At 39.2% G+C, this 21,775-nt stretch carries 23 protein-coding genes; 8 read left to right on the top strand and 15 right to left on the bottom strand.

The window, feature by feature from the left end; genetic code table 11:
• From I6F10_RS11010 to gpmM, 4 genes are read right to left on the bottom strand one after another with little or no spacing between them, the layout of a single operon-like run.
• Positions 1-762 (bottom strand): divergent polysaccharide deacetylase family protein, encoded by a 762-nt coding sequence (locus tag I6F10_RS11010; RefSeq protein WP_024597557.1) that lies wholly within the window; start codon positions 760-762, stop codon positions 1-3.
• A 50-nt stretch (positions 763-812) separates the two neighbouring features.
• Positions 813-2,078 (bottom strand): S41 family peptidase, encoded by a 1,266-nt coding sequence (locus tag I6F10_RS11005; RefSeq protein WP_197098829.1) that lies wholly within the window; start codon positions 2,076-2,078, stop codon positions 813-815.
• Between the two features lie 34 nt (positions 2,079-2,112).
• Positions 2,113-3,252, bottom strand: coding sequence for a murein hydrolase activator EnvC family protein (locus I6F10_RS11000; protein ID WP_197098828.1), 1,140 nt, complete (start codon positions 3,250-3,252; stop codon positions 2,113-2,115).
• A 3-nt stretch (positions 3,253-3,255) separates the two neighbouring features.
• The gene (gpmM, locus tag I6F10_RS10995) at positions 3,256-4,800 is read right to left on the bottom strand and encodes a 2,3-bisphosphoglycerate-independent phosphoglycerate mutase (protein WP_197098827.1); all 1,545 of its coding nucleotides are present in this window, start codon (positions 4,798-4,800) and stop codon (positions 3,256-3,258) included.
• A 338-nt stretch (positions 4,801-5,138) separates the two neighbouring features.
• On the opposite strand from gpmM, the gene I6F10_RS10990 reads away from it, so the two are divergent.
• The 4 genes from I6F10_RS10990 to gpsA are packed head-to-tail and all read left to right on the top strand — an operon-like array spanning position 5,139 to position 7,390.
• A complete protein-coding gene (locus I6F10_RS10990; RefSeq protein ID WP_002957784.1) occupies positions 5,139-5,570 on the top strand; it encodes a rhodanese-like domain-containing protein in 432 nt (143 codons plus the stop codon).
• Positions 5,571-5,601: 31 nt separating this feature from the next.
• Entirely contained in the window at positions 5,602-5,859 is a 258-nt protein-coding gene (gene grxC, locus I6F10_RS10985; protein WP_002957783.1) for a glutaredoxin 3, read from the top strand.
• Positions 5,860-5,893: 34 nt separating this feature from the next.
• Positions 5,894-6,379 carry a protein-export chaperone SecB gene (secB, locus tag I6F10_RS10980; RefSeq protein ID WP_197098826.1) on the top strand — a complete coding sequence of 162 codons (486 nt, stop codon included), beginning with the start codon at positions 5,894-5,896 and terminating at the stop codon, positions 6,377-6,379.
• 3 nt (positions 6,380-6,382) lie between these two features.
• Positions 6,383-7,390: an NAD(P)H-dependent glycerol-3-phosphate dehydrogenase gene (gene gpsA, locus I6F10_RS10975; RefSeq protein WP_002957781.1), complete on the top strand. Its 1,008-nt coding sequence runs from the start codon at positions 6,383-6,385 to the stop codon at positions 7,388-7,390.
• A gap of 68 nt (positions 7,391-7,458) precedes the next feature.
• On the opposite strand, the gene trmL is transcribed toward gpsA, so the two are convergent.
• The gene (trmL, locus tag I6F10_RS10970; protein WP_002957780.1) at positions 7,459-7,923 is read right to left on the bottom strand and encodes a tRNA (uridine(34)/cytosine(34)/5-carboxymethylaminomethyluridine(34)-2'-O)-methyltransferase TrmL; all 465 of its coding nucleotides are present in this window, start codon (positions 7,921-7,923) and stop codon (positions 7,459-7,461) included.
• 109 nt (positions 7,924-8,032) lie between these two features.
• On the opposite strand from trmL, the gene I6F10_RS10965 reads away from it, so the two are divergent.
• A complete protein-coding gene (locus I6F10_RS10965) occupies positions 8,033-8,947 on the top strand; it encodes a cation diffusion facilitator family transporter (protein WP_442960861.1) in 915 nt (304 codons plus the stop codon).
• Here the strand turns inward: I6F10_RS10965 and I6F10_RS10960 are convergent.
• The 3 genes from I6F10_RS10960 to I6F10_RS10950 are packed head-to-tail and all read right to left on the bottom strand — an operon-like array spanning position 8,910 to position 11,943.
• Complete coding sequence (locus I6F10_RS10960) at positions 8,910-9,857, bottom strand: alpha/beta fold hydrolase (RefSeq protein WP_197098825.1); 948 nt, start codon at positions 9,855-9,857, stop codon at positions 8,910-8,912. The two genes, I6F10_RS10965 and I6F10_RS10960, sit on opposite strands and share 38 nt — an antisense overlap.
• A 3-nt stretch (positions 9,858-9,860) precedes the next feature.
• A complete protein-coding gene (locus tag I6F10_RS10955) occupies positions 9,861-11,276 on the bottom strand; it encodes an ATP-binding protein (protein WP_197098824.1) in 1,416 nt (471 codons plus the stop codon).
• A complete protein-coding gene (locus I6F10_RS10950; protein ID WP_197098823.1) occupies positions 11,254-11,943 on the bottom strand; it encodes a response regulator in 690 nt (229 codons plus the stop codon). Before I6F10_RS10950 ends, I6F10_RS10955 begins: the two co-directional genes overlap by 23 nt.
• A 428-nt stretch (positions 11,944-12,371) precedes the next feature.
• Between I6F10_RS10950 and I6F10_RS10945 the strand changes: the two genes are divergently transcribed.
• On the top strand, positions 12,372-12,860 hold the full coding sequence (locus I6F10_RS10945; protein ID WP_197098822.1) for a periplasmic heavy metal sensor: 489 nt from the start codon (positions 12,372-12,374) through the stop codon (positions 12,858-12,860).
• Between the two features lie 72 nt (positions 12,861-12,932).
• Here I6F10_RS10945 and yacG read toward each other — a convergent pair whose 3' ends face one another.
• The 7 genes from yacG to nadC all read right to left on the bottom strand — a co-directional run bounded on the left by yacG (position 12,933) and on the right by nadC (position 19,835).
• The gene (yacG, locus tag I6F10_RS10940) at positions 12,933-13,163 is read right to left on the bottom strand and encodes a DNA gyrase inhibitor YacG (RefSeq protein WP_002957774.1); all 231 of its coding nucleotides are present in this window, start codon (positions 13,161-13,163) and stop codon (positions 12,933-12,935) included.
• A 132-nt stretch (positions 13,164-13,295) separates the two neighbouring features.
• Entirely contained in the window at positions 13,296-14,972 is a 1,677-nt protein-coding gene (gene pilB / locus I6F10_RS10935; RefSeq protein WP_197098821.1) for a type IV-A pilus assembly ATPase PilB, read from the bottom strand.
• 93 nt (positions 14,973-15,065) lie between these two features.
• Positions 15,066-15,719 (bottom strand): dephospho-CoA kinase, encoded by a 654-nt coding sequence (gene coaE / locus I6F10_RS10930; protein WP_197098820.1) that lies wholly within the window; start codon positions 15,717-15,719, stop codon positions 15,066-15,068.
• Position 15,720: 1 nt separating this feature from the next.
• The gene (locus tag I6F10_RS10925; RefSeq protein WP_197098819.1) at positions 15,721-16,614 is read right to left on the bottom strand and encodes a prepilin peptidase; all 894 of its coding nucleotides are present in this window, start codon (positions 16,612-16,614) and stop codon (positions 15,721-15,723) included.
• 51 nt (positions 16,615-16,665) lie between these two features.
• On the bottom strand, positions 16,666-17,895 hold the full coding sequence (locus I6F10_RS10920) for a type II secretion system F family protein (protein WP_197098818.1): 1,230 nt from the start codon (positions 17,893-17,895) through the stop codon (positions 16,666-16,668).
• Between the two features lie 82 nt (positions 17,896-17,977).
• A complete protein-coding gene (locus I6F10_RS10915) occupies positions 17,978-18,439 on the bottom strand; it encodes a pilin (protein WP_197098817.1) in 462 nt (153 codons plus the stop codon).
• A 550-nt stretch (positions 18,440-18,989) separates the two neighbouring features.
• The gene (nadC, locus tag I6F10_RS10910; protein ID WP_197098816.1) at positions 18,990-19,835 is read right to left on the bottom strand and encodes a carboxylating nicotinate-nucleotide diphosphorylase; all 846 of its coding nucleotides are present in this window, start codon (positions 19,833-19,835) and stop codon (positions 18,990-18,992) included.
• 326 nt (positions 19,836-20,161) lie between these two features.
• Between nadC and ampD the strand changes: the two genes are divergently transcribed.
• A complete protein-coding gene (ampD, locus tag I6F10_RS10905) occupies positions 20,162-20,716 on the top strand; it encodes a 1,6-anhydro-N-acetylmuramyl-L-alanine amidase AmpD (RefSeq protein ID WP_197098815.1) in 555 nt (184 codons plus the stop codon).
• A 13-nt stretch (positions 20,717-20,729) separates the two neighbouring features.
• Entirely contained in the window at positions 20,730-21,581 is an 852-nt protein-coding gene (gene ampE, locus I6F10_RS10900; protein ID WP_197098814.1) for a beta-lactamase regulator AmpE, read from the top strand.
• Positions 21,582-21,775 lie beyond the last annotated feature (194 nt).

Below are 21,775 nucleotides of genomic sequence, written 5' to 3'. Positions count from 1 at the left end.
TTACCTAGCACTCACTCCTTTTCCCTCAGCATGCGCTAACTGAATGTACTTACGTTCAACTAATTGCGAAACCGGTACGAGTTCAAAACCTTGCTTAGTTAGCTCTGGTAAGGCATGGCGTAAAAATTCGATGGTTTCAGGGTAGGGATGAGCAATTGCAATGGCAAAGCTATGGGAAATGGCTAATTGTTTTAACTCTTCAAGCCTTAGTTGCAGTTGTTCTGGTGTAGTTATGTTGTCTAAAAACACTTGGCGACTAATATTAGCAACACCCAAAAAGTTAGCGGCATTTTGTGCTTGACTCAAATCGGTTGTGCGACTATCTAAAAAATATAAATGACGCTTTTTAAGTACTTCCATTGTCCACTTCATAGCTTGGCTTTTTTGCGTAAGCGCTGAACCCATGTGGTTATTAACGCCTTTAACTTGCGGTAAACTAGCGAGAGCGGTTCCAAGAGTTTGCTGAAGCTGCTCTTTATTCATATTTAAAGTAAGCGCACCAGGCCCTAGTTCTTTACCGTTAAGTGCTTGCATAGGTACATGAAGCAATAACTCTTTATTTGATTGACTGGCAAGTGTTGCAAAAATTTGCGAATAAGGGGTATGGGGCAAAATTGAATACGACAATTGCCCAGGTAAGGAAAGGAACTCTAAGTCCCGTTGATGATAGCCTATATCGTCTATCACTATTGCTATTTGCTTGGCGCTAATTGTTGCAGAGCTAAAACAAATAGCTAATGTTAGCCATTTTATTATTTTCACGTTTATAGTTTTTATTATCTTTTTAGCTTTATTTATACAGCTTGTACAAGCTATTGCATGCTAAGCAATTGTTTGGCTTTAACCAACTGTAAATCGGTTAGATTACCAGTAAGTAATTGCGCATTATTGTTAGTGTGTTCATTTTTTATTATAACGGCTTTATTACTTTGTGAAAGGTTTGTTTGATTAACCGCCACATCTGGGGTTATTCCTATTCCATCAATCGATTTACCTAACGGTGTGAAGTATTTCGCTGTGGTGAGCTTTAATGCGGTATTGCCATCACCGAGTGGAATGAGTGATTGTACAGAGCCTTTCCCAAAAGATTGGCTGCCAACAATGGTTGCTCGTTTATTATCTTTAAGTGCTGCTGCAAGTATTTCGGCTGCAGAGGCAGAATTTTCGTTTATAAGCACAACTATGGGCGCATTTTTTAGAATGTCTCCACGCTTTGCATAAAATGCTTGGTTAGCATCGTAAAAACGTCCTTTAGTCGTCACTATAGTGCCACTTTGTAAAAATAGGTCTGATACAGCCACTGCGCTTTGTAATGTCCCCCCTGGGTTATCACGTAAATCAATTACTAAGCCTTTAAGTGGGTAGCCAAAATGGCTTTGCAGGGCGGCAACTTGTAGTGCAACTTCATGTAATGTGTGGTTAGAAAAGTTATTGATAGCTATGTAGCCAGTTCCAAAATCTAAAAGTTCGCTTGTTACACTTTCGAGGTTTATTTGGCGACGTGTAACATGAAAAGTGAGTGGGTTTTTATTGTTATCGCGATTTACAATTATATCTATATTCGAAAATTCACTGTCTCTTATTAGTGTTGCTATTTCGTCGATAGTACGATTTTGAGCTGCATTGTTGTTTACATTTACAATAATATCGCCTGGTAAAATACCTGCTGCTTTTGCGGGCGAATTATTAACCACGTTAACAATAGTCATATTCTCGTCTATGTTCTTAACTTCTATACCAATACCTGTGTAACGACCATTTGTGTTATCAAATAATGAGGCTAACTCATACTCATTTAAGTACTTAGAATAGGAGTCGAGTTTTGAATATAAACGCTCAAACTGCTGGTTGTTATATTTAATATGGTGGCTATTTTGTAAGGTGAGATCTTCAACGTAATAGGTATGAATGTTAAAGAGTATTTCGTCTATTTGTTGTCTTTTAAGATCTTTAATTGAGCTTGCTAGTGCATTACTAGTAAAGGTAATTAGGGTTAGTAATACAAGCAAGTACAGACTTATATAAAAGTCTGCACTTTTTTTATTAACGGTATTTATTGTGTGTTTTTTAGTTGTCATCAGCTGCTCCAGGGCGGTGCAGCGATTTATCTAATTAAATACGTTTGCACCATTTTACAGGATTTACTGCGCGTCCTTTGTGGCGTATTTCAAAGTATAGACCAGAACTTGCCTGTCCGCCGCTTTGGCCTACCAAAGCGAGGGTTTCGCCTTCACGTACCATATCCCCTACATCTCTTAGTAGCGTTTGAGCGTGGCCATATAGGCTCATAAAACCTTCACCATGGTCTACAACAATTACCCATCCATAACCTTTTAGCCAATCGGCAAATACAACTTGCCCGTTGTGCACGCTATTAATATTAGTGCCTTCTTTTGCACCAATTAATACGCCTTTCCAATCAATACCACCATGCTTACGTTGGCCGAATGTGTGCTCTAACTTGCCTTTGCTCGGCCAGTCTAATTTTCCCTTGCTCTTATTTAGGCCAAGTAATTCTATTTTTTGTGTTTTTTCTTTTTCGAGCTCTTTAATCGTTGTTACTAAAGTTTGTTGGTTTTCTTTTAAATAATTTATTGAGCTTTTAGTGCTGCTAAGCTGAGCTTGTAAGTTTTTAAGATTAGCTTGGCGTTCACTTTGTGCATTAAGTAATGCAGTTTGACGCCTTTTTTGTTCATCAAATAAAAGCTCTAGTTTTTCTTGTGTTTTAACGAGCTCTTTTTGGTTTTGTACTATTTGCTGTTGAAGATCTTTTAGATCTTCGATTTGTTCAATACGGGCTTTATTTAAGTAATTGTAATAGCTAAGTGTGCGCTCAAACTTGGCTGTGTCTTCTTGATTCAACAGCATTTTAGAGTAGTCGTCGCCACCGGCCATATAGGCACTTTTGAGTTGCGCGGCTAAAATTTTCTGAAACTGAGTGTGCTTTTTATCAAGCTCATCGGCTTTACTTTGTAACTCTTTTTGCTGTGTTTTAGTCTCTTTTACAGATTGCTCTGCCATGTTAAGTGCTTTAGCATTTTTAGCTATATCGAGTTCATGGCTTTTTAGATTTTTTTGTAGCGACGCTATTTTTTTTCTTTGGGCGTTATATTCAGCTTGGCTTTGCTCAAGTGCATTTTGAACCTCTGATAAGTCTTTTTTAGTACGATCTTCATTAGCAACTGCAGATGCAGCCACTAATGAAGTTAGTATCAAACCGCACTTAATTAACCGGTTAATACGTTTATTCATGTGTTATTTCAACATCATGATAGGCGTACCAGTCATTTCTTTTGGTTGCTCCATACCCATTAAGTGAAGCATTGTTGGGGCTACATCACTCAAGGCTTTACCTTGCATTGGCTCTGCATCACGACCAACATAAATAAAATGCACCGGTTCGCTAGTGTGGGCAGTATGTGCTTGGCCTGTTTTGAGATCAGCCATTTGCTCAGCATTACCATGATCGGCTGTAATTAGTGCTTCACCACCTAACTCTTCTAGTGCATCAACGACACGTCCGATACAGCTATCTACAGCTTCACAAGCTTTAACAGCGGCTTCAAATACACCTGAGTGACCAACCATATCGCCATTAGGGTAGTTACAAATAATAGCATCGTATTTACCGCTTTTAATTGCTTCTACTAGTTTGTCGGTTAGCATTTCTGAGTTCATTTCAGGTTGTAGGTCGTAGGTTGCTACTTGCGGCGAAGGAATTAGCTCGCGTATTTCACCTTTAAATTCACTTTCACGTCCGCCACTAAAGAAAAACGTAACGTGTGCGTATTTTTCGGTTTCTGAAATACGAAGCTGTGTTTTATTATTTTTTTCAAACCATTCACCAAGTACGTTTATTAGCGGTGTAGGTCCAAATGCAACAGGTGCGTCTATATCGGCTGCATACTCTGTCATCATTACAAATGCGCTAAGCTCTGGCGTTCTTTTTTTAGTAAAACCATCAAATTCAGGCTCAACAAAAGCGCGGGTAATTTCGCGGGCTCTATCTGCTCTAAAGTTAGCAAAAATAACGGTGTCGCCATCGTTTATTGAAGCCGGAGTGGCACCTGTCGGCGTAATGGTCGTAGCTGCTACAAACTCGTCGTTTTCGTCGCGCTCGTACGCTGCATTAAGTGCTTCAACACCATTATCAAAATTAAAGTCGCCTTCGGCGAGCGTCATTACGTTGTAAGCTTTTTCTACACGGTTCCAACGGTTGTCTCTGTCCATTGCGTAGTAACGGCCAATAAGTGATGCTAAACGTCCGCACTTAAGTTTACTAAATAACGCTTCAATTCTTTCGATTGATGCTTTTGCGCTACGTGGAGGAGTGTCACGGCCATCTAAAAATGCATGGAAATAGACTTCTTTAGCACCACGTTTTGCAGCAAGTTCGATACTTGCAACTATATGATCTTCATGGCTATGCACACCACCTGGGCTTAAAAGACCCATTATGTGAACCGCTTTACCAGCACTTACTGCTTTGTCTATGTTTTCAACTAAGGCTGGGGTTGAATCAAACTCGCCATCGTTAATTGCTTTGGTGATACGGGTAAAATCTTGATACACAATGCGCCCTGCACCTAAGTTTACATGGCCAACTTCTGAGTTACCCATTTGACCATCAGGAAGACCAACATCTAAACCCGAAGCAGATATTAATGTGTGTGGGCGGGTGGCCCATAAGTTGTCTAATACAGGTGTGTTAGCTGCAAGAATAGCATTACTTTGCGTATCTTCGCGGTGTCCCCAACCGTCTAAAATCATTAATACCAGTGGTTTTTTATGCTCTGTCATAATAGCTCCTGAAAATTAGTATCTGTTGATGGATACTGTGCACCTAAAAAGGTTTATTAGCGTGGTTTTAGCATACCGTGTTTTTAAGCTAGGATCAGCATTGAAAACAAGATATTAAATATTTTTACTTATACCTTATTGACTAACATGAACTCTGCTTGAGATAGATTTATTATCCAGAGTTCTGTTAACTATATATGGGGGGCTTTATCGTTTTTTAAACGTCTCTAAGTGCTCCTAAACTCGCATTTTAGGTTGGTTTGGGTATACTTGCGTGGCTAAAGTACAAAATAATTAAAACATCACGTTTTAAAACATAATTTCATAGTGGAAGTAGAATGGATCAATATATTGAATTTATTACAAATCATCCCATTTTAAGCCTTGCTTGGGTTGGTATTGTTTTCCTTATTGTTAGTGGCTGGATAAAAAGTAAGCTTTCAGCTGTTCGTCAAATAAATCCCCAGCAGCTTACGTTACTTATTAACCGTGATGACGGTCAAGTAATCGATATACGTGCGCAAAAAGAGTTCAATGCAGGGCGTATTTCTGGTGCTGAGCACTTAAGCCCAGAGAATGCGAAAAAATCTGACTTTTCAAGCCTTGAAAAGTACAAGACTAAACCCATTATAGTTGTATGTACTACAGGTATGACTGCCCAAGGTACTGCAGCCGCTATGAGTAAAGCTGGTTTTGAACGAGTTTACTTATTAGCAGGTGGCATGGGTGCGTGGCAATCTGCCAGCTTACCAACTACAACAGGTCGCTAATCAGTTTAGCTAGGCCGATAGAGGATTTATTATGAGTAATGTTGTTTTATACACCAAGGCGTATTGTCCATTTTGTCAGCGTGCTCTTTCGCTTTTAAACAGCAAAGGCGTTGAATACACAAATTATGATATTGGTGTGCAGCCTGAGCTACGCGATGAAATGATTGCCAAAGCAGGTGGTGCAAGCACAGTACCGCAAATTTTTATTAATGATGAACATATCGGTGGCTGCGACGACATGATGGCTATTGAAGCGCAAGGTAAACTTGACGCTAAGCTAAACGCTTAATTTAATTATAATAACGAACAAGTTAGGAATAACAATGAACGAAGAAAATCAAAACGTAGCAGCTGCAGAAGCTGGCGCACAATTTACTATTCAACGCATTTACACTAAAGATGTATCGTTTGAAACGCCAAACTCTCCGGCCATCTTTCAAAAAGAATGGGCACCAGAAGTTAAGCTAGACCTAGATACACGCTCAAACAAGTTGGACGAAGGTGTATTTGAAGTTGTTTTAGCGCTAACTGTAACTGCATCTATTGGTGAAGAAACTGCGTTCTTATGTGAAATTCAACAGGCAGGTATTTTTACTATTGCTGAAGTTGAAGAAGTGCAACTTGCGCACATGCTAGGTGCATTTTGTCCTAACGTATTATTTCCATATGCACGTGAAGCTGTTTCAAACCTTGTTAACCGTGGTACTTTCCCACAGCTTAACCTTGCGCCAGTTAATTTTGATGCGTTATTTGCACAATACATGCAACAACGTACTGCGCAAGCTGACCAGGCTTCAGCAGACGCATAACTTATGAGTACAGCAACTACAGCTGTTACTGTATTAGGGGCGGGGTCTTACGGCACCGCCCTTGCTATTTGTTTAGCCCGAAATGGTCACCAGGTGACACTTTGGGGAAGAAATAGCGACGACGTTGCCACGCTTGCAGCTGAGCGGAAAAATCAACGTTACTTACCTGATGCTCCTTTCCCAGATACTCTTACTCTTGAAGCTAACTTACAACATGCCGTTGCTAGCAGTGCTATTGTACTTGTTGTTGTGCCAAGCCATGCTTTTGGCGACACGCTTGCGCAAATAAAACCTGCATTGCAAGACGGTGCTAAAGTAGCATGGGCAACTAAAGGGCTTGAGCCTAATACTGGACGTTTGTTACAAGAAGTTGCTTTGCAAGAATTGGGTGATGACATTCCACTTGCGGTACTTTCGGGTCCTACGTTTGCAAAAGAAATGGCGATGGGGTCGCCTACAGCTATTTCAGTGTCTTCTACGTCACCTGAATTTGCGCAGCAACTGGCTGATTTACTTCATTGTGGTCGCTCATTCCGTGTGTATAACAATGATGACTTTATTGGTATACAGCTCGGTGGTGCGGTTAAAAATGTAATTGCAATTGGCGCCGGTATTTCGGACGGTGTAGGTTTTGGTGCTAATGCGCGTACCGCGCTCATTACCCGAGGCCTTGCAGAGCTCACTCGTTTAGGTTGTGCCCTGGGTGCTAAGCCAGAAACCTTTATGGGAATGGCAGGCCTTGGTGATTTAATACTAACCTGTACAGATAACCAATCACGTAATCGTCGGTTTGGTTTGGCGCTAGGTAAAGGCGAGAGCGTTGATGCTGCTATTGAGTCTATTGGCCAAGTAGTTGAAGGCTTTAGAAATACTAAAGAAGTGTATTTACTAGCGCAGCGTGCTGGCGTAGAAATGCCAATCACTGAGCAAATTTATAAAGTACTTTATGAAAATAAAGACATGAAAGAAGCCGCTATGGCTCTTTTAGGACGAGAACAACGCGCTGAATAAGCGCTTGAGCTAGGCCTTAACTAAAAAACCGACATTATGTCGGTTTTTTATTGCCTAACGGATTATATTTACTGGGCGTTAGGGAAGCCCAACTGACGCCACGACTCGTAAACAAACACGGCGACTGCATTTGAAAGGTTCATACTACGGCTATTTGCTTGCATAGGAATACGTACACGCTGATCGTTTGGTAATGCTTGAATCATTTCATCAGGCAGGCCGCGTGTTTCAGGACCAAATACCAAGCAGTCGCCAGCTTCGTAACTTGCTTCATGATGAAATTGACTGCCTTTTGTTGTACAGGCATACACTTTTTTAGGTTTGCATTTTTCAAGGTAGTCCTCAAATGAGGCATGGCGTTGAACATGGCTAAATTCATGGTAATCAAGGCCCGCACGTTTCACGCGTTTATCGTCCCATTCAAAACCTAACGGCTCAATTAAATGTAATGCATAGCCAGTATTGGCACATAGGCGAATAATATTACCTGTGTTAGGCGGTATTTCAGGTTGGTATAAAACAATATCCAGCATAATGAGCCTTATAAAATAATCTGTAGTTTGACGAAGGGCAGTATACACGAAACCTTTTAAAAAAATGATATACTCAACACATTCAATACAGTGATTAATGGATACACGCGTGCATAACCGTAGCTACGAATTTTGGGTTAAAACTTCCAGCATTGTTACCATGGTCATGGTTAGTTTAATGATCGGCGCAAAAACATGGGGCTGGCTGGCTTCGGGCTCGGCTTCAATGCTTGGCTCGTTAACTGATTCGTTAATGGATATTACTGCCACCGCTATGAGCTTTTTAGTGTTGGGTTACGCACTGCGCCCAGCGGATGATGACCATAGGTTTGGGCACGGAAAAGCTGAAGCACTTGCAGGACTTGGCCAAGCCGCATTTATTGCAGGCTCAGGTTGCCTACTGGCTTTTCATGGTATTGAGCGATTATTTAACCCTATACAGTTAAGCCATTCTTTATTAGGTGTGTGGGTAAGTATTTTTGCTATTGCGTGTACGCTCGCCATTGTATTTGTACAAAATAAAGTGGTTAAGTATACCGATTCAATTGCTATAAAAGCCGACTCAGTACATTACAAAGGCGATTTAATATTAAACGCTGCTGTGCTGTTAGCTATTTTGTTAGCTTATTATGGCGTGTTGTATGCAGATCCTATTTTTGCAATAGGTGTAGCGGGTTACTTACTTTATAACAGCTGGGATATAGCTCGCGATAGTGCCGATCATTTAATGGATAAAGAACTCCCTGATGATGAAAAACAAAGTATATTTGACATAGCCAGAGCCCATGCCGATGTACATGGTGTGCATGATATTCGTACTCGCCAAGGTGGAAAAGTTAAGTTTATTCAAATGCACTTAGAGCTTGATGATCATTTAAGTTTGATTCGCGCGCACAATGTGGCTGATGAAGTAGAGGCAATGCTCAAAGAACGTTTTGAGTCGGAGGTAGATATACTGATCCACCTCGACCCTTTGTCAGTACTTGTTAAGCCGTCACCGACTCACAAAATTGATAAAAGTTAGTTAATAGCGGCTTTCGAATTTCGTCACGTTCAAAAAGTAGCTCGTGTTTAGCGCCTTCAAAACTCTCAATCGTTGCATGAGCATGCCTTTTTGCAAGACCGTACTGTGCTTCGTTGTTTACCACTGTATCGCTAGCTGCACTTGCTATAAACAAAGGGATTGGTACGTTTAGATTATCAACAGACTTTAAAAACGATATTGTAGCTGCTAGCCAGCCAAACGTAACGCCACCTAATTGTATGTTAGGTTCTAATTTATAGGTTTGCCTAAAGTAGGTGTAACGCTTCTCGCTGCTAGTAAGTACGTTTTCGGTAAATGGGATCGGGTTGTAGTTGCCTTGTCCAAATGCATAGCAAGAGTGTAAACCAAGTAAAGTGGCTAATTTAACAATAAACTTCGTTGGTATTTTTGGTACGTCTTTTGTAAAAATATCAAACATAGGGGCAGACAAAAACACGCCTTTATAGCTATTTTCAAATTTTGCTAAATAATCAATAGCAATGGCGCCACCCATTGAATGAGCCAGCATGACTTTTTTACCTTGCCAATGGTTTGAAACTATTTGCTGATCAAAGTTATTTAGGTCACTGCTGTAGTTATTATAATGTTTTACAAAGCCTTTATGTTTATTTTTAAGGTGCCTGTAAGAGCGGCCTTGACCTTGATGATCCATAATAAACACAGCAAAATTATTACAATACAGCTCCCATAGCAGTTCTTTATATTTTTCTAGGCCTTCAATACGCCCTGTACTTACTACTATTGCGGTTGTCGCGTTTTTAGGTATTGCGTATGCGTAAAATAGCTTTCCTGATGGCGTATCTAAGTAGCTTTTAATTAAATTTGAAGTATAAAAAACATTAATGGCCTCTTGGTTGCTCTCAAGCTGGGCTTCTGAACTATAAAACATGCTTTACTCTTTTATTAATGGCAAGGTTATATTAGCACACAAGCCACCTAGTTCTTTATTTGATAATACTAAACTGCCGCCATGCGCAGTAATAGCATTTTTTGCAATCGCCAGCCCTAAACCCGTACCACCACTTACGCGATCCCGCGCATCTGATTGCCTAAAAAAGGGCTCACAAAGCTTGCTCAGTTGATCATCGGGCACACCAGAGCCATCATCACATATTTCTATATAAATGGCATCTGTGTGCTTTAGAGTAATGCTAATTGTATTGTTTGCGTATTTAATAGCGTTACGAAGTAGGTTTTCAAGCGCACTGGCAATAAGTGTTTCGTCGCAATTAATATTTACGTCTACAGCGCCCACTATATTGAGCTGCTTATTATTTTGTTTTGCTTCAAACTGCGCATCGTTAATAACGTGATCTACAATTATTTGTAATGATTGTTTTTGCAGTGAAAGCGCTTGGCTTTTTGCTTCTAAGCGAGAAACTTGCAGCACGTCGGCAATCATCTTATCAAGTTGGTTTGCTTCTTTTTCTATGCGTAATAAATACGATTGGCTAGCGTCGTTAGCTTGCATTTGCGCAAGACCGGTAGCCATTTTTAAACGCGTAAGGGGCGAGCGTAACTCATGTGATATGTCGGCTAATAAGCGTTTTTGTGAACTAATTAAAAGCTCTAGCTGATTGGCCATGCTGTTAAAGTCTCGCCCAAGTATTCCCAGCTCATCTTTTCGGTTTACAGAAATGTCGGCTCTTGCGCTTAGGTTGCCCGCTGATAGTTTAATAGCTGCTTTTTTAAGACTATTTATAGGGGCTATTAAGTTACGGCTAAATACAAAGCTTAAAATAAGAGAGGCAACAATTGCGATGACTATTTTCATCCAATTAGGCATAAGCTTAAAGCGCATTAATAGCGGCGGTTGATGGTTAATATCTATTTCATAAAGATAAAAACTCCCTTCAGGCACGTTTATGTTAACAGGGCCGAAGGCTTGATATTTTTCAGTAAAAATAATTTGTGGTGACATATTTTGAGTAAAGTTTAATAAACTTAAGTCGATGCTCTCTGGCACCTCTTTACTACTAAGGGAGTCTTCGCTTTGAGCTGCGCTTAAGTATAAAAGTTTACGCTTTGATAGGCGAGGGTGTACTAATACATCGCTTAGGCTGCGCTTATGTTTAATAACAGTGCGCTCAATACTTTTGGCGGTATATATTAAGTTTTTTTTCATAGGGCCATAAAGCGGCTTGTTAGTTACCGCGTTAATAGCGGTAATGTTACTTAAAAATATAAGCGCTGCAACGGTGCCGATTATAGTTAACCAAAACCAAATAAATATTTTAAAAAACAGGTAGTGCCCAGGGTGTTTTAACCAAGCAAAGTAAGTGCTTTTATTCGCCTTGGATAAAGACATAACCCGTACCTCTCATTGTTTTAATTCGCTCACCTGGAATATGCTCTGCTATTTTTTTGCGGATATTACTTACATGCATATCGATAGAGCGATCGAAAGAAGCTAAACGCCTACCTAGTACTTCTTCACTAATTTGCTCTTTACTAACCACTTCACCTGCATTTTTACACAATAGCGTGAGTATTTCGTACTCTGTACCAGTAAGCGTTAGTGTAGAGCCGTCTATTGAAGCCTCGCGCGCAGCAAGGTTAACAGTAATGCCATTAACGAGTAACTTACTCGTTGTAGCTACATTTAAGCTATTAATGTGCTCTATACGGCGAGTTATTGCTTTTACGCGGGCTAGTAATTCACGATGATTAAAAGGCTTTGGAATGTAATCGTCAGCGCCTAGCTCTAGACCAAAAATACGGTCAAAGTCTTCACCTTTTGCTGTAAGCATTATTACCGGTGTGAGTTTTGTTTGCCTAAGTTGTTTAAGTACTTCAAAACCATCAAGCGTTGGTAACATTACATCTAGCAATATCAGGGCGTAGTCATTTGCTTGTGCTAGTTCAAGGCCTTGTTCACCGTCGTGTACGCATTGTATTTCAAAGCCTTGGGCAGTTAAATATTCACTTAATAGCTCACAAAGGCCAGTGTCGTCATCAATCATTAATAGTTTCATTTACAAACCCTTAGAGTTGTTTATAGCGTTATTTTACCCGCTAAATAGTGCAAAGGTGAATCTTTACACAACCTTTACACTGCTTTGCGTTACTTTGCGTTGAGTTAGGTATAGTTAACTCACTGGCGTATACCCAGTCAGCCTCAAGATACAGAATTCAGCGTTTCACAGCAGCTGGCTATCAAGGCGTGACTTTGCAAGAATGGCATTCCCTTTTAAAAAGTCACAACACCGAGAGCTAGTTGCTGTGAAACGCCCAAAGGGTTGGTTTTAAAACGATTTATTCTGCGTTATAGATTTTAACAAGGGAGCAACCATTGGTTACAATCAATGCCTTGCCTAAATAGTTTTTAATTCCAACTGAAACTCGTTTCTTGCGGTTGATTGGGTATGTTAGCCACAACCAACCCAATATTAAGGTAATGATTATGACTAAATTAAACACACTTTCAAAATTAGTACTTATCTGTGGCTTAGCAACAGCAACGCTTGGTGCTGGTAGCGTGTTAGCTAAAGGCGACGGACATAAGCAAGGCCATTCTCAAGCTCGTTTTTTACTTTCTGAGCGCGGCGTTGAAAAATTAAACCTAACAGATGAGCAGCAAACTAAGCTAAAGGCTATTTTTGAAGCGCAAAAAACACAAATGAAAGCACTGCGTGGCGACGATAAAGAAGCCCGTAAAGCGATGCGTGAAGCGCACAAAGCAAAAATGGATGCATTACTTTCGGCTGCAACATTTGACGAAAATGCAGCAAAAGAGCTATTAAATGAACGTCATGAAAAAGGTGAGCAATTTGGTTTAATTGAACTAAAAACACGACACCAAGTAATGCAAGTGCTTAACGCTGAGCAAAAAGAGAAGTTTGCTAAAATGCAAAAGCGTATGAATAAAAAGCACCGTAAACAAAAAAGTTAATTTTACTTTTTTGTAAATACTAAAAAACCAGCGTAATGCTGGTTTTTGTATTTAGGGCATTATGAAGATAAATTATTTAAAAAAGTCATCTTCATTTTTAGCCATCATTGCCTCAATATCTTCTATCATGTCTTGGCTAAACTCTTCAGCCGAGGTGATTGGTGCAGAAATTTTATTATTTTCGAACGACCATTCACCTAAATCAATTAGTTGGCAGCGCTTTGAGCAAAAAGGGCGAAATGGGCTTTGCTCTGACCATTCAACTTTAGTTTTACAGGTTGGGCAGTTTACAACAGTAGGCATAAATTACTCTCTACAAATTTTTGGTGCGTATTACATTACTTAGATATGAGTCTCTAGCTATAAGGCTCTGAGCTTAAAGCTTAAAGCTTAAAGATTAGAGCTTAGAGCCTTATATCTTTTACTGTGGGACTTTTAAAAATTGGTTACGCGGTTAATTTCACCAAGGGATGTAAGGCCATCGGCTGCTTTGCGTAAACCTGATAAACGTAAATTATTAAAACCGGCTTTAAGTGATACGTCTGCTATTTCAAGCGAATTACCACCGCGCATAATAATTTGGGCAATTTCAGGAGTAATTTGCATTACTTCGTAAATACCCACACGTCCTTTGTAACCATCAGTACAGCTATCACACCCTTTAGGCATATATAACGTCATTTCTTCAATTTGCTCGGCACGAAATCCTTGGCGAGCAAGTTCTTCACTCGGAAGTTGTTCTGGCGTTTTACATTTAGGGCACAAGCGACGTGCTAAACGCTGGGCTATTATTAAGCTAATCGAACTTGCTACGTTATAAGCAGGTACACCCATATTTAATAAACGAGTGATTGTTTCCGGCGCTGAGTTTGTATGCAATGTTGATAAAACCAAGTGACCTGTTTGCGCCGCTTTTATTGATATTTCTGCGGTCTCTAAGTCACGTATTTCACCTACCATAACTACATCAGGATCTTGACGTAAAAATGCGCGCAGTGCGTTGGCAAAAGTCATGTCGGCTTTAATATTTATTTGTACTTGGTTTACACCTTCAAGGTTAATCTCAACCGGATCTTCCGCAGTACTAATATTACGCTCAGGTTGGTTTAGTATATTTAAACCTGTGTATAGCGATACTGTTTTACCAGAACCCGTTGGCCCTGTTACAAGTATCATCCCTTGAGGCTGGGCAAGCGCGTCCATGTAGAGCTTTTTCTGCTCAGGCTCATAGCCTAATACATCAATGCCTAACATAGCGCTTGATGAATCAAGGATACGCATTACAATTTTTTCGCCCCACAAGGTAGGCATGGTACTCACACGAAAGTCGATACTTTTGCGCTCAGTAATTTTTAGCTTTATACGACCATCTTGTGGTTTGCGTTTTTCGGCAATATCGAGTCTCGACATAACCTTAATACGCGCAGAAAGCTTGGTGGCTAATGTATTAGGTGGGCTTGCCACTTCATGCAAAATGCCATCAATACGAAAGCGAATACGGTACTTGTGCTCATACGGTTCAAAGTGTAAATCAGAGGCGCCTTTTTTAATGGCATCCATTAAAATTTTGTTGATGTAAACGATGATAGGCGCATCGTCTTTATCGTCATCTTGCTGGGATGTATCTTTTTGGCTTTCTGAGTCTAAGTCAGCAAATTCTTGAAACTCGTCATCAGTTAAATTTAAGCTGCCAGCAGCATCTAGTAACTGCTCAATTTTGGCATCGAGTTGAATATAATCAACAGCAACAACTTCGCATGATAGACCGGTACTAAACTCAAAGTTTTCAAATGCGCCATAATCTGTTGGGTCTGATGCTGCTATATAAACTTTTCGATCTTTTTGAACAAGCGGCAAAATGTGATGTTTACGTATAAGTTTTTCTTTTACGAGATCGGCTGGAATTTTTGTAGGGTCAAAATCTTTTAAATCAAAATAAGGTACGCGAAACAAATCAATACATTGTTCAGCTAAATCTTTACTATCGATTTTTCCACATTTAGAAATAAGCTCAGCTGTTGAGGCAAATTCATTTTGTTTGTTTTTAACCGTGTCGGCATCAATGCGGCCAAGGGTTATAAATTTTCTCAATAACGGTGAGTTAATATTCATTGCGCACCTGTTTTATTCCTTCAATAGTAAGTAATTTATCAGAAAAAAGAAGGTGATTACATCACCTTTCATTCTTTGTTGTGATTTTACTAACTAAAATACGAGTTTGTGTGAGTTAGTTTTGTTGTGTAATGCATATTGTAGGTACTTTTTATGAAGATCAACAAGTTCTATATGCACTAGGTTTAAACTACGGTCGTTATTTAAAATATCATCCGCTTTGTGCTGTTTATTGGCACGTGACATTTGCGAGGCAATAATACTTTTAACTTGCTCACGACTTGTGTTGTCACGTTTTGCTGTACGCGCTATTTGTACACAGCTTGGTACGTCAATAAGTAAGGTATGGTCGCAATATTTATCAAGGTTGTTTTCAAACAATAAAGGCGCTACTAAAACAACATAAGGGCTAGTTGCATTATTTAAATCGGTTAGTATTTTTGCGCGAATAAGAGGGTGCAGTAACGCATTAAGCCATTCTTTGTCATTGTTGTTAGTAAATATTTTTGCGCGAAGCTCTGCTCTATTTAATGTTCCATTTGGCAATAAAATATTATCACCAAAGTGTTGGGCAATCGCTTTAAGCCCTTTGCTGTTAGGCTCTACTACTTGACGCGCAATTATATCGGCATCAACTATTGTAATACCAAGCTCTCCAAACATATTGCTTACGGCCGTTTTACCACAGCCAATACCGCCTGTTAAACCTAATACCCAGCTGCTAACTTTAGTAATTTGCTCACTCATTTTAATAACCAATTAAATTAAAATAAGCGCCTTGAATTTGGTTGCCCCAAAGCATTGTGATCCAGCCAGCTATCGCTAGATAAGGCCCAAAAGGGATAGGGGTCGCTTTGTCTTTACCTTGTATGCTCAACAGCGCAATACCTATAATGGCACCTACTATGCTCGAAAGCAGAATAATAGTAAGTAATGACTGCCAGCCAAGTAATGCCCCAAATACAGCGAGTAGTTTAAAGTCGCCATAACCCATGCCTTCTTTACCGGTTAATAACTTAAATAGCCAAAACACACTCCATAAGCTTAAATAACCGCAAGCGGCACCAATAATGGCATCGGTAGGTGTAATTGTGTAACCCATTACCGAGGCAATAAGTGCAAGCCATAAAAGCGGGAGAGTAAGCTGATCTGGCAGTAACATGTGATCAATATCAATAAATGTCAGTGCTACTAAAATCCACGTTACAAAAATATATAACAGGGCTTGCTCGGTCGCACCAAAGCTGTAGGCAACAATTAAACTTAATACGGCAGTAATTGCCTCTACAGCAGGGTAGCGAGCAGAAATAGGGTTACTGCAACTTGCGCATTTACCTTTAAGTGCTAACCAACTAACAATAGGAATATTTTGCCAAGGTTTTATGGCAGTTTTACATTTGGGGCAGGTAGAGTTGGGTTTTACTAAGTTAAAAGGCTCATTGATATTGGCTTGTTTAGATTTATTGGCTGTAAGTTCATCTTCTAGCAGTATTCTGCATTCGCTTTGCCACTCACGTTGCATCATTAGCGGTAAGCGGTAAATAACTACATTTAAAAAACTACCAATACATAAACTAATTAGGCCAATAGTGGTTAAATAAAACCACAACTGGCTTTGCATTACTTCTATAATACTTTGCATATAACGACCAAATAATTAAATAGCGTATTAAAATAAAAAGTTAAATAAAAATTAAACAACAGCACCTAGTTGGAAAATAGGCAAGTACATTGCAACAATCAAGCCACCAACAAGTACACCCAGTACGGCCATAATAAGTGGCTCAAGTAGGCTTGAAAGACCATCTACAGCATCATCAACTTCTTGCTCGTAAATAGTCGCTACTTTAGCAAGCATACCGTCTAGTGAGCCAGATTCTTCACCAATCGCTACCATTTGAATAACCATGTCAGGGAATATTTTTGAGTTACGCATTGCCCAGTTCATTTGATTTCCAGAGCTAACCTCTGCTTTTATATCTAGTATTGCATAGCGATAAACAGCATTACCTGAAGCGCCTGCTGCTGAATCAAGTGCATCAACCAATGGAACACCAGCGGCAAACGTAGTCGAAAGAGTTCGTGCATAGCGTGCAACTGCCGCTTTATTTAAAATCATGCCAATAACAGGGAGTTTTAGTATGGCTCTGTCTGTAGCATCTCTGAGTTTTAAACTTCTTAATTTTGCTTCTTTAAATATCCAACCACTAGCAACTACAGTAATTAATGCAATCCACCAATACTCCTGCATAAATTCCGATATCCCAATTACAAATAATGTAAATGCGGGTAGTTCTGCACCAAATCCTGCAAAGATATCTTGAAACTGCGGTACTACAAATATAAGAAGTATTGAGGTCACTATTAAAGCTACAACTAAAACAGCGATAGGATAAAACATCGCTTTTTTAATTTTTGATTTTAACGCTTCTGACTTTTCTTTATAAAGTGCAACGCGGTCAAATATCTTATCAAGTGAACCTGATTGTTCGCCTGATGCAACTAAATCGCAGTATAAATCATCAAAATAGCGGGGGTGCTTTTTAAGTGCTGTTGATAGTGGCTGACCTGCTTTTACTTCATCCGCAATAGTATCCATTAACTTGGCAACACTTTTATTGGATGATCCCGTGCCAATCATTTCAATTGACTGAATTAGCGGTACGCCCGCCATTAGCATAGTGGCAATTTGTCGAGTCACCAAAGCAATATCTTTGGGAGTGATTTTTTGTTTATTTGCGATACCAAAAAGGGGCTTTGCCTTACGTTTAACCTTTGAGGGAGTAATACCTTGTTTACGCAGTTGTGCTTTTACTAAAGCAATGCTAGAACCAGTAAGTTCACCTTCTAAACGCTTTCCCCTAGTGCTAACACCTATCCACTGGAAAGTGTCTAAACTTTTTTTTTCCTGTTTAGTAGACATAGTTGTCACTCATTAAAAATCAAGTTCTATAAGGGATGGTAGTGCCTAAACAAGATATAAATTTAGGCACATTGAAGGTTTACTAGCCCCCAGTTTTCTTAGCACAGCCTTTTGGAGCTATTGCTAAGTTTGTTAAGTTGTGAGTACAAACCCACTTAAATGTATTAGATGCAGCAGATGGAAGAGAGGGTGTAAAGGTAAAAACTATGCCTTGAAGATCTTTTGATACACCTGTTGAGTTCATCGTAGCACTAATAACCCCATCAGCTCCCAAGGCTACAGAAGTATATGTACCGACAGCTTTATAACTAGCTAAAGGTGGTGTTGTTGTTGCTGTTGGGAACCCGCCTTCACTTTGATAAAACTCAGCAATGCCAGTTTTCATACCTGCACTTAAAGATACAGCCTCTGCAGCTTGTGCTCTTGCAGTGTAATCTTGATAAGCAGGCAATGCTACTGCAGCAAGAATACCTATAATTGCTACTACGATCATTAATTCAATTAGGGTGAAACCCTTTTGGTTCTGTTGTGTCATTGTTTTCATGTTTCCTCTCCTAAAGGATAATGTTGTGGTAAATAAGCGTTATTTAAGTAGCATTAGTGCTTAGCTTAATTTGCTTATTTAACCTGTTTATTTAAACAGTTTACTTAAACTATTTATTTAAAGAATAAACTTTACTGTACAGCGTATCTTGGTTTGTATAAACAAAAGTACGCTGTGAATTTAGTTATTAAAGTTACAAACGTTTAGCACTTTAATGCGTTATTTAATTACTTTTATATTTAGGTATAGCCGCAATCAATTTTTAATTACTTATATTGTTAGCTAAATAAGCGCTTAGCTTTTTATACCTGTTTACTGAACGCATTAGTATTAAAGCAGCTCATTAGTGCTTTTATATTAATGTTATATTCATTAATAGTACAACAGCGTGAGTTTACCACTGTTTTTTACTTTTTAGTACACGGCTTATATTTAAAAAAGCATCTTATTTAACAAAATGTTAAAAAGCAATCCTTTCGGGTTATTAAATGCTTTAAACAAGCTATTGTCAATGAATTAGCGCAGCTTTAATTTAAAATTAACATAATTATTAATCAAATCGCATTGATAAATCGATTGATTGTAAGTTTTTTGTTAACGCCCCGCTTGATATAAAATCTATACCAGCTTGTGAGTAAGTTTTAAGCGTTTGTAAGGTCATATTGCCCGAAACCTCAAGTTTTGCACGTTTGTTAGTAACCACTACAGCTTGCTTAATTTGCTCAACGCTAAAATTGTCGAGCATAATTATGTCGGCGCCAGCTTCAATTGCTTGCTTAAGTTCAGGGAGTGATTCTACTTCTACTTCGACAGGTTTGTTTGGGTGATTTTGTTTAGCCTGAGTTACGGCTTTGTTTATTGTGCCACAAGCCGCTATATGATTTTCTTTAATTAAAAATGCGTCAAATAAACCAATACGATGATTTGCACCGCCGCCACATTTTACTGCGTATTTTTGAAGTGCTCTAAGGCCTGGTATGGTTTTGCGTGTATCGAGTAGTTGCGTTGTTGTGCCGCTTAGCTCTTTTACATAATGTGCTGTAGTAGTGGCTGTGCCCGATAACGTTTGCACAAAGTTAAGTGCAGTACGCTCGGCAGTTAATATTGAACGAGCTGAACCAGTGGCTGTAAATAATGTGCTGTTTGCTTTAACTGCGTCGCCATCATTAATGAGTACATTAACCTTAACGCTTGGGTCTACTTGTTTAAATACTTCAATAATTAGGTCTTTACCACAAAATATGCAGTCTTCGCGGGTAATTACTTTGGCGCTTGCTTGCTCATTTTGAGGGATCAATTGCGCGGTAATATCGCCTTCTTGTGCTGTTTGATAATTTAAATCTTCGTCAAGTGCTAAAGTAACAAGCTGAGTAATAAGAGTGTGCGAAATAGACATGGAATGCTCATAAGCGTTAATAAATTAAGCAAATTTTACTATGTTTATAAAAGAAAGAGAAGCGATTGCATTTTCACCAATATAAAGATAAGTGCTTATAGTAAATTAGTATCTACGTGTGGGTTTGTATTATCTGTAGGTGAGGTTTTATACCTCGCTTTTAATTTCAAAATTTACGTTACATGAGCAGACGTAAATTAGTACCTACGTGTGGGTTTGAATTATTTGCAGGTAGGGTTTTATACCTGTTTGTTACTATCATTGTTTTAATAAATCCTTTAGCATCAGTGCTATGTATATCTTGATATTTATATAATAAACGTATCATGAAAATAGATTTAAACGGTGTTTTAAGTACGGTAGCGCAGCGGCCTTGTTCGCATTTTGATGAACGCCCTGATGAGGCTGATATTTCTTTACTGGTTATTCACAATATATCTTTGCCAGCAGGGCAGTTTGGTACACCTTTTGTTGATGAGTTATTTATGGGTAGTATTGACTGCAATGCTCACTCGAGTTTTAGTGACTTAAAAAATTTACGTGTATCGGCCCATTGCTTTATAAAGCGCACCGGTGAGGTTATACAATACGTGCCTTTTGAAAAACGTGCTTGGCATGCTGGCCAATCTAAGTTTGAGGGCGTATCTGCTTGTAATAACTTTAGCATTGGTATTGAGCTTGAAGGTACCGACACCACGCCATACTCTTTAGCGCAATACGAAGTATTAGCTACACTTAGTAAATCTATAATACAACGCTATCCAAAAATTACCCCTTCGCGTATTGTTGGGCATTGCGATATTGCCCCGGGACGTAAAACCGATCCTGGCAGTAGCTTTAATTGGCCATTGTTTTTTAATATGCTTGAACAACTAAGTTAAGAGAGTTATTCCCATGATTTTAGTTTCTATAATAATTGCATTAATACTTGAGCGTTTAGGGGCTCGGTCTAATTACTGGCAGATAAGCTATTACACAAATGGTTATTTAAATCGCTCTAATAAGCTACTAGGTGACAAAGGCTTATTTAGTTCTACTCCGGGCTTTTTAATTTGGCTGTTACTTCCAGTAATAGCAATAGCGTTTATTTATTGTTTATCTGATTTTGTACTATGGCAGTTAGCTATTAATATTGCTGTGCTTTTGGTTTGTTTTGGTTGTGCCAAGCAGCGTGCTTTATATAAGTCGTACTTAAATGCATTAACGCGAGATGACGGTACTGCTGCATCATTATATGCGCTGCAAATAGGTCAAAAGCGTACTGATGATCAAGAGGATGGCGAAACCTTTGGGCAAACATTGGCATGGGTAAACTTTAGATTTTACTGTGCGGTGATTTTTTGGTTTGTTGTTTTAGGCGCGCCGGGCGCAGTTTTATATGCACTGGTGCGTACTTTAGCTGATTTAGTACGAGAAGATCATAAAGTAATATTTGCTAAGCGTTTTAAACTTATACATAAACTATTGTTTTGGCTCGACTGGTTACCTGCACGTATTACCAGCTTTGGTTATTTAGTAATAGGTAACTTTAATAAAGGCACGAGCTGTTGGCTACGTTACGTACTTAACTTTAAATCTCCAAACCGAGAAGTCGTAACGTGCACTGCACTTGCTGCAGAGCAAGTTGAAAAGCGTTATTACGGCTGTACCTACGAAGCCACTTGTATGATTAAGCTTGTTAAGCGCAATGTATTATTTTACTTAGTACTTATAGCGTTGCTTACATTATTTGGTGGGCTATCGTAGTCGCGATTTTATATCGCGCATGTGTTTTATGTTTGGGAGATTGCTCGGCTAATGGTCGCGGGGTAAACCCGCTGCTACGATATTTGCGTAGTCGCAATTTTACATCGCGCATTGTATTTTTCGGTTGGGAGATTAGTTGCCAAATGTCGCGGGGTAAACCCGCTGCTACAATATTGCGTAGTCGCGATTTTATA

This window comes from Pseudoalteromonas sp. SWYJZ98, assembly GCF_015864495.1.
In the GTDB taxonomy this organism is placed as follows: Bacteria; Pseudomonadota; Gammaproteobacteria; order Enterobacterales; family Alteromonadaceae; genus Pseudoalteromonas; species Pseudoalteromonas distincta.
This window is presented reverse-complemented; position numbering and strand designations above follow the sequence as displayed.

Excerpts from the sequence above, each read along its gene's own strand:
- I6F10_RS11005 (WP_197098829.1), bottom strand. The coding sequence starts at position 2,078 with ATGACAACTAAAAAACACACAATAAATACCGTTAATAAAAAAAGTGCA.
- I6F10_RS11000 (WP_197098828.1), bottom strand. The coding sequence starts at position 3,252 with ATGAATAAACGTATTAACCGGTTAATTAAGTGCGGTTTGATACTAACT.
- gpmM (WP_197098827.1), bottom strand. The coding sequence starts at position 4,800 with ATGACAGAGCATAAAAAACCACTGGTATTAATGATTTTAGACGGTTGG.
- I6F10_RS10990 (WP_002957784.1), top strand. The coding sequence starts at position 5,139 with ATGGATCAATATATTGAATTTATTACAAATCATCCCATTTTAAGCCTT.
- grxC (WP_002957783.1), top strand. The coding sequence starts at position 5,602 with ATGAGTAATGTTGTTTTATACACCAAGGCGTATTGTCCATTTTGTCAG.
- secB (WP_197098826.1), top strand. The coding sequence starts at position 5,894 with ATGAACGAAGAAAATCAAAACGTAGCAGCTGCAGAAGCTGGCGCACAA.
- gpsA (WP_002957781.1), top strand. The coding sequence starts at position 6,383 with ATGAGTACAGCAACTACAGCTGTTACTGTATTAGGGGCGGGGTCTTAC.
- trmL (WP_002957780.1), bottom strand. The coding sequence starts at position 7,923 with ATGCTGGATATTGTTTTATACCAACCTGAAATACCGCCTAACACAGGT.
- I6F10_RS10960 (WP_197098825.1), bottom strand. The coding sequence starts at position 9,857 with ATGTTTTATAGTTCAGAAGCCCAGCTTGAGAGCAACCAAGAGGCCATT.
- I6F10_RS10955 (WP_197098824.1), bottom strand. The coding sequence starts at position 11,276 with ATGTCTTTATCCAAGGCGAATAAAAGCACTTACTTTGCTTGGTTAAAA.
- I6F10_RS10950 (WP_197098823.1), bottom strand. The coding sequence starts at position 11,943 with ATGAAACTATTAATGATTGATGACGACACTGGCCTTTGTGAGCTATTA.
- I6F10_RS10945 (WP_197098822.1), top strand. The coding sequence starts at position 12,372 with ATGACTAAATTAAACACACTTTCAAAATTAGTACTTATCTGTGGCTTA.
- yacG (WP_002957774.1), bottom strand. The coding sequence starts at position 13,163 with ATGCCTACTGTTGTAAACTGCCCAACCTGTAAAACTAAAGTTGAATGG.
- pilB (WP_197098821.1), bottom strand. The coding sequence starts at position 14,972 with ATGAATATTAACTCACCGTTATTGAGAAAATTTATAACCCTTGGCCGC.
- coaE (WP_197098820.1), bottom strand. The coding sequence starts at position 15,719 with ATGAGTGAGCAAATTACTAAAGTTAGCAGCTGGGTATTAGGTTTAACA.
- I6F10_RS10925 (WP_197098819.1), bottom strand. The coding sequence starts at position 16,614 with ATGCAAAGTATTATAGAAGTAATGCAAAGCCAGTTGTGGTTTTATTTA.
- I6F10_RS10920 (WP_197098818.1), bottom strand. The coding sequence starts at position 17,895 with ATGTCTACTAAACAGGAAAAAAAAAGTTTAGACACTTTCCAGTGGATA.
- I6F10_RS10915 (WP_197098817.1), bottom strand. The coding sequence starts at position 18,439 with ATGAAAACAATGACACAACAGAACCAAAAGGGTTTCACCCTAATTGAA.
- nadC (WP_197098816.1), bottom strand. The coding sequence starts at position 19,835 with ATGTCTATTTCGCACACTCTTATTACTCAGCTTGTTACTTTAGCACTT.
- ampD (WP_197098815.1), top strand. The coding sequence starts at position 20,162 with ATGAAAATAGATTTAAACGGTGTTTTAAGTACGGTAGCGCAGCGGCCT.
- ampE (WP_197098814.1), top strand. The coding sequence starts at position 20,730 with ATGATTTTAGTTTCTATAATAATTGCATTAATACTTGAGCGTTTAGGG.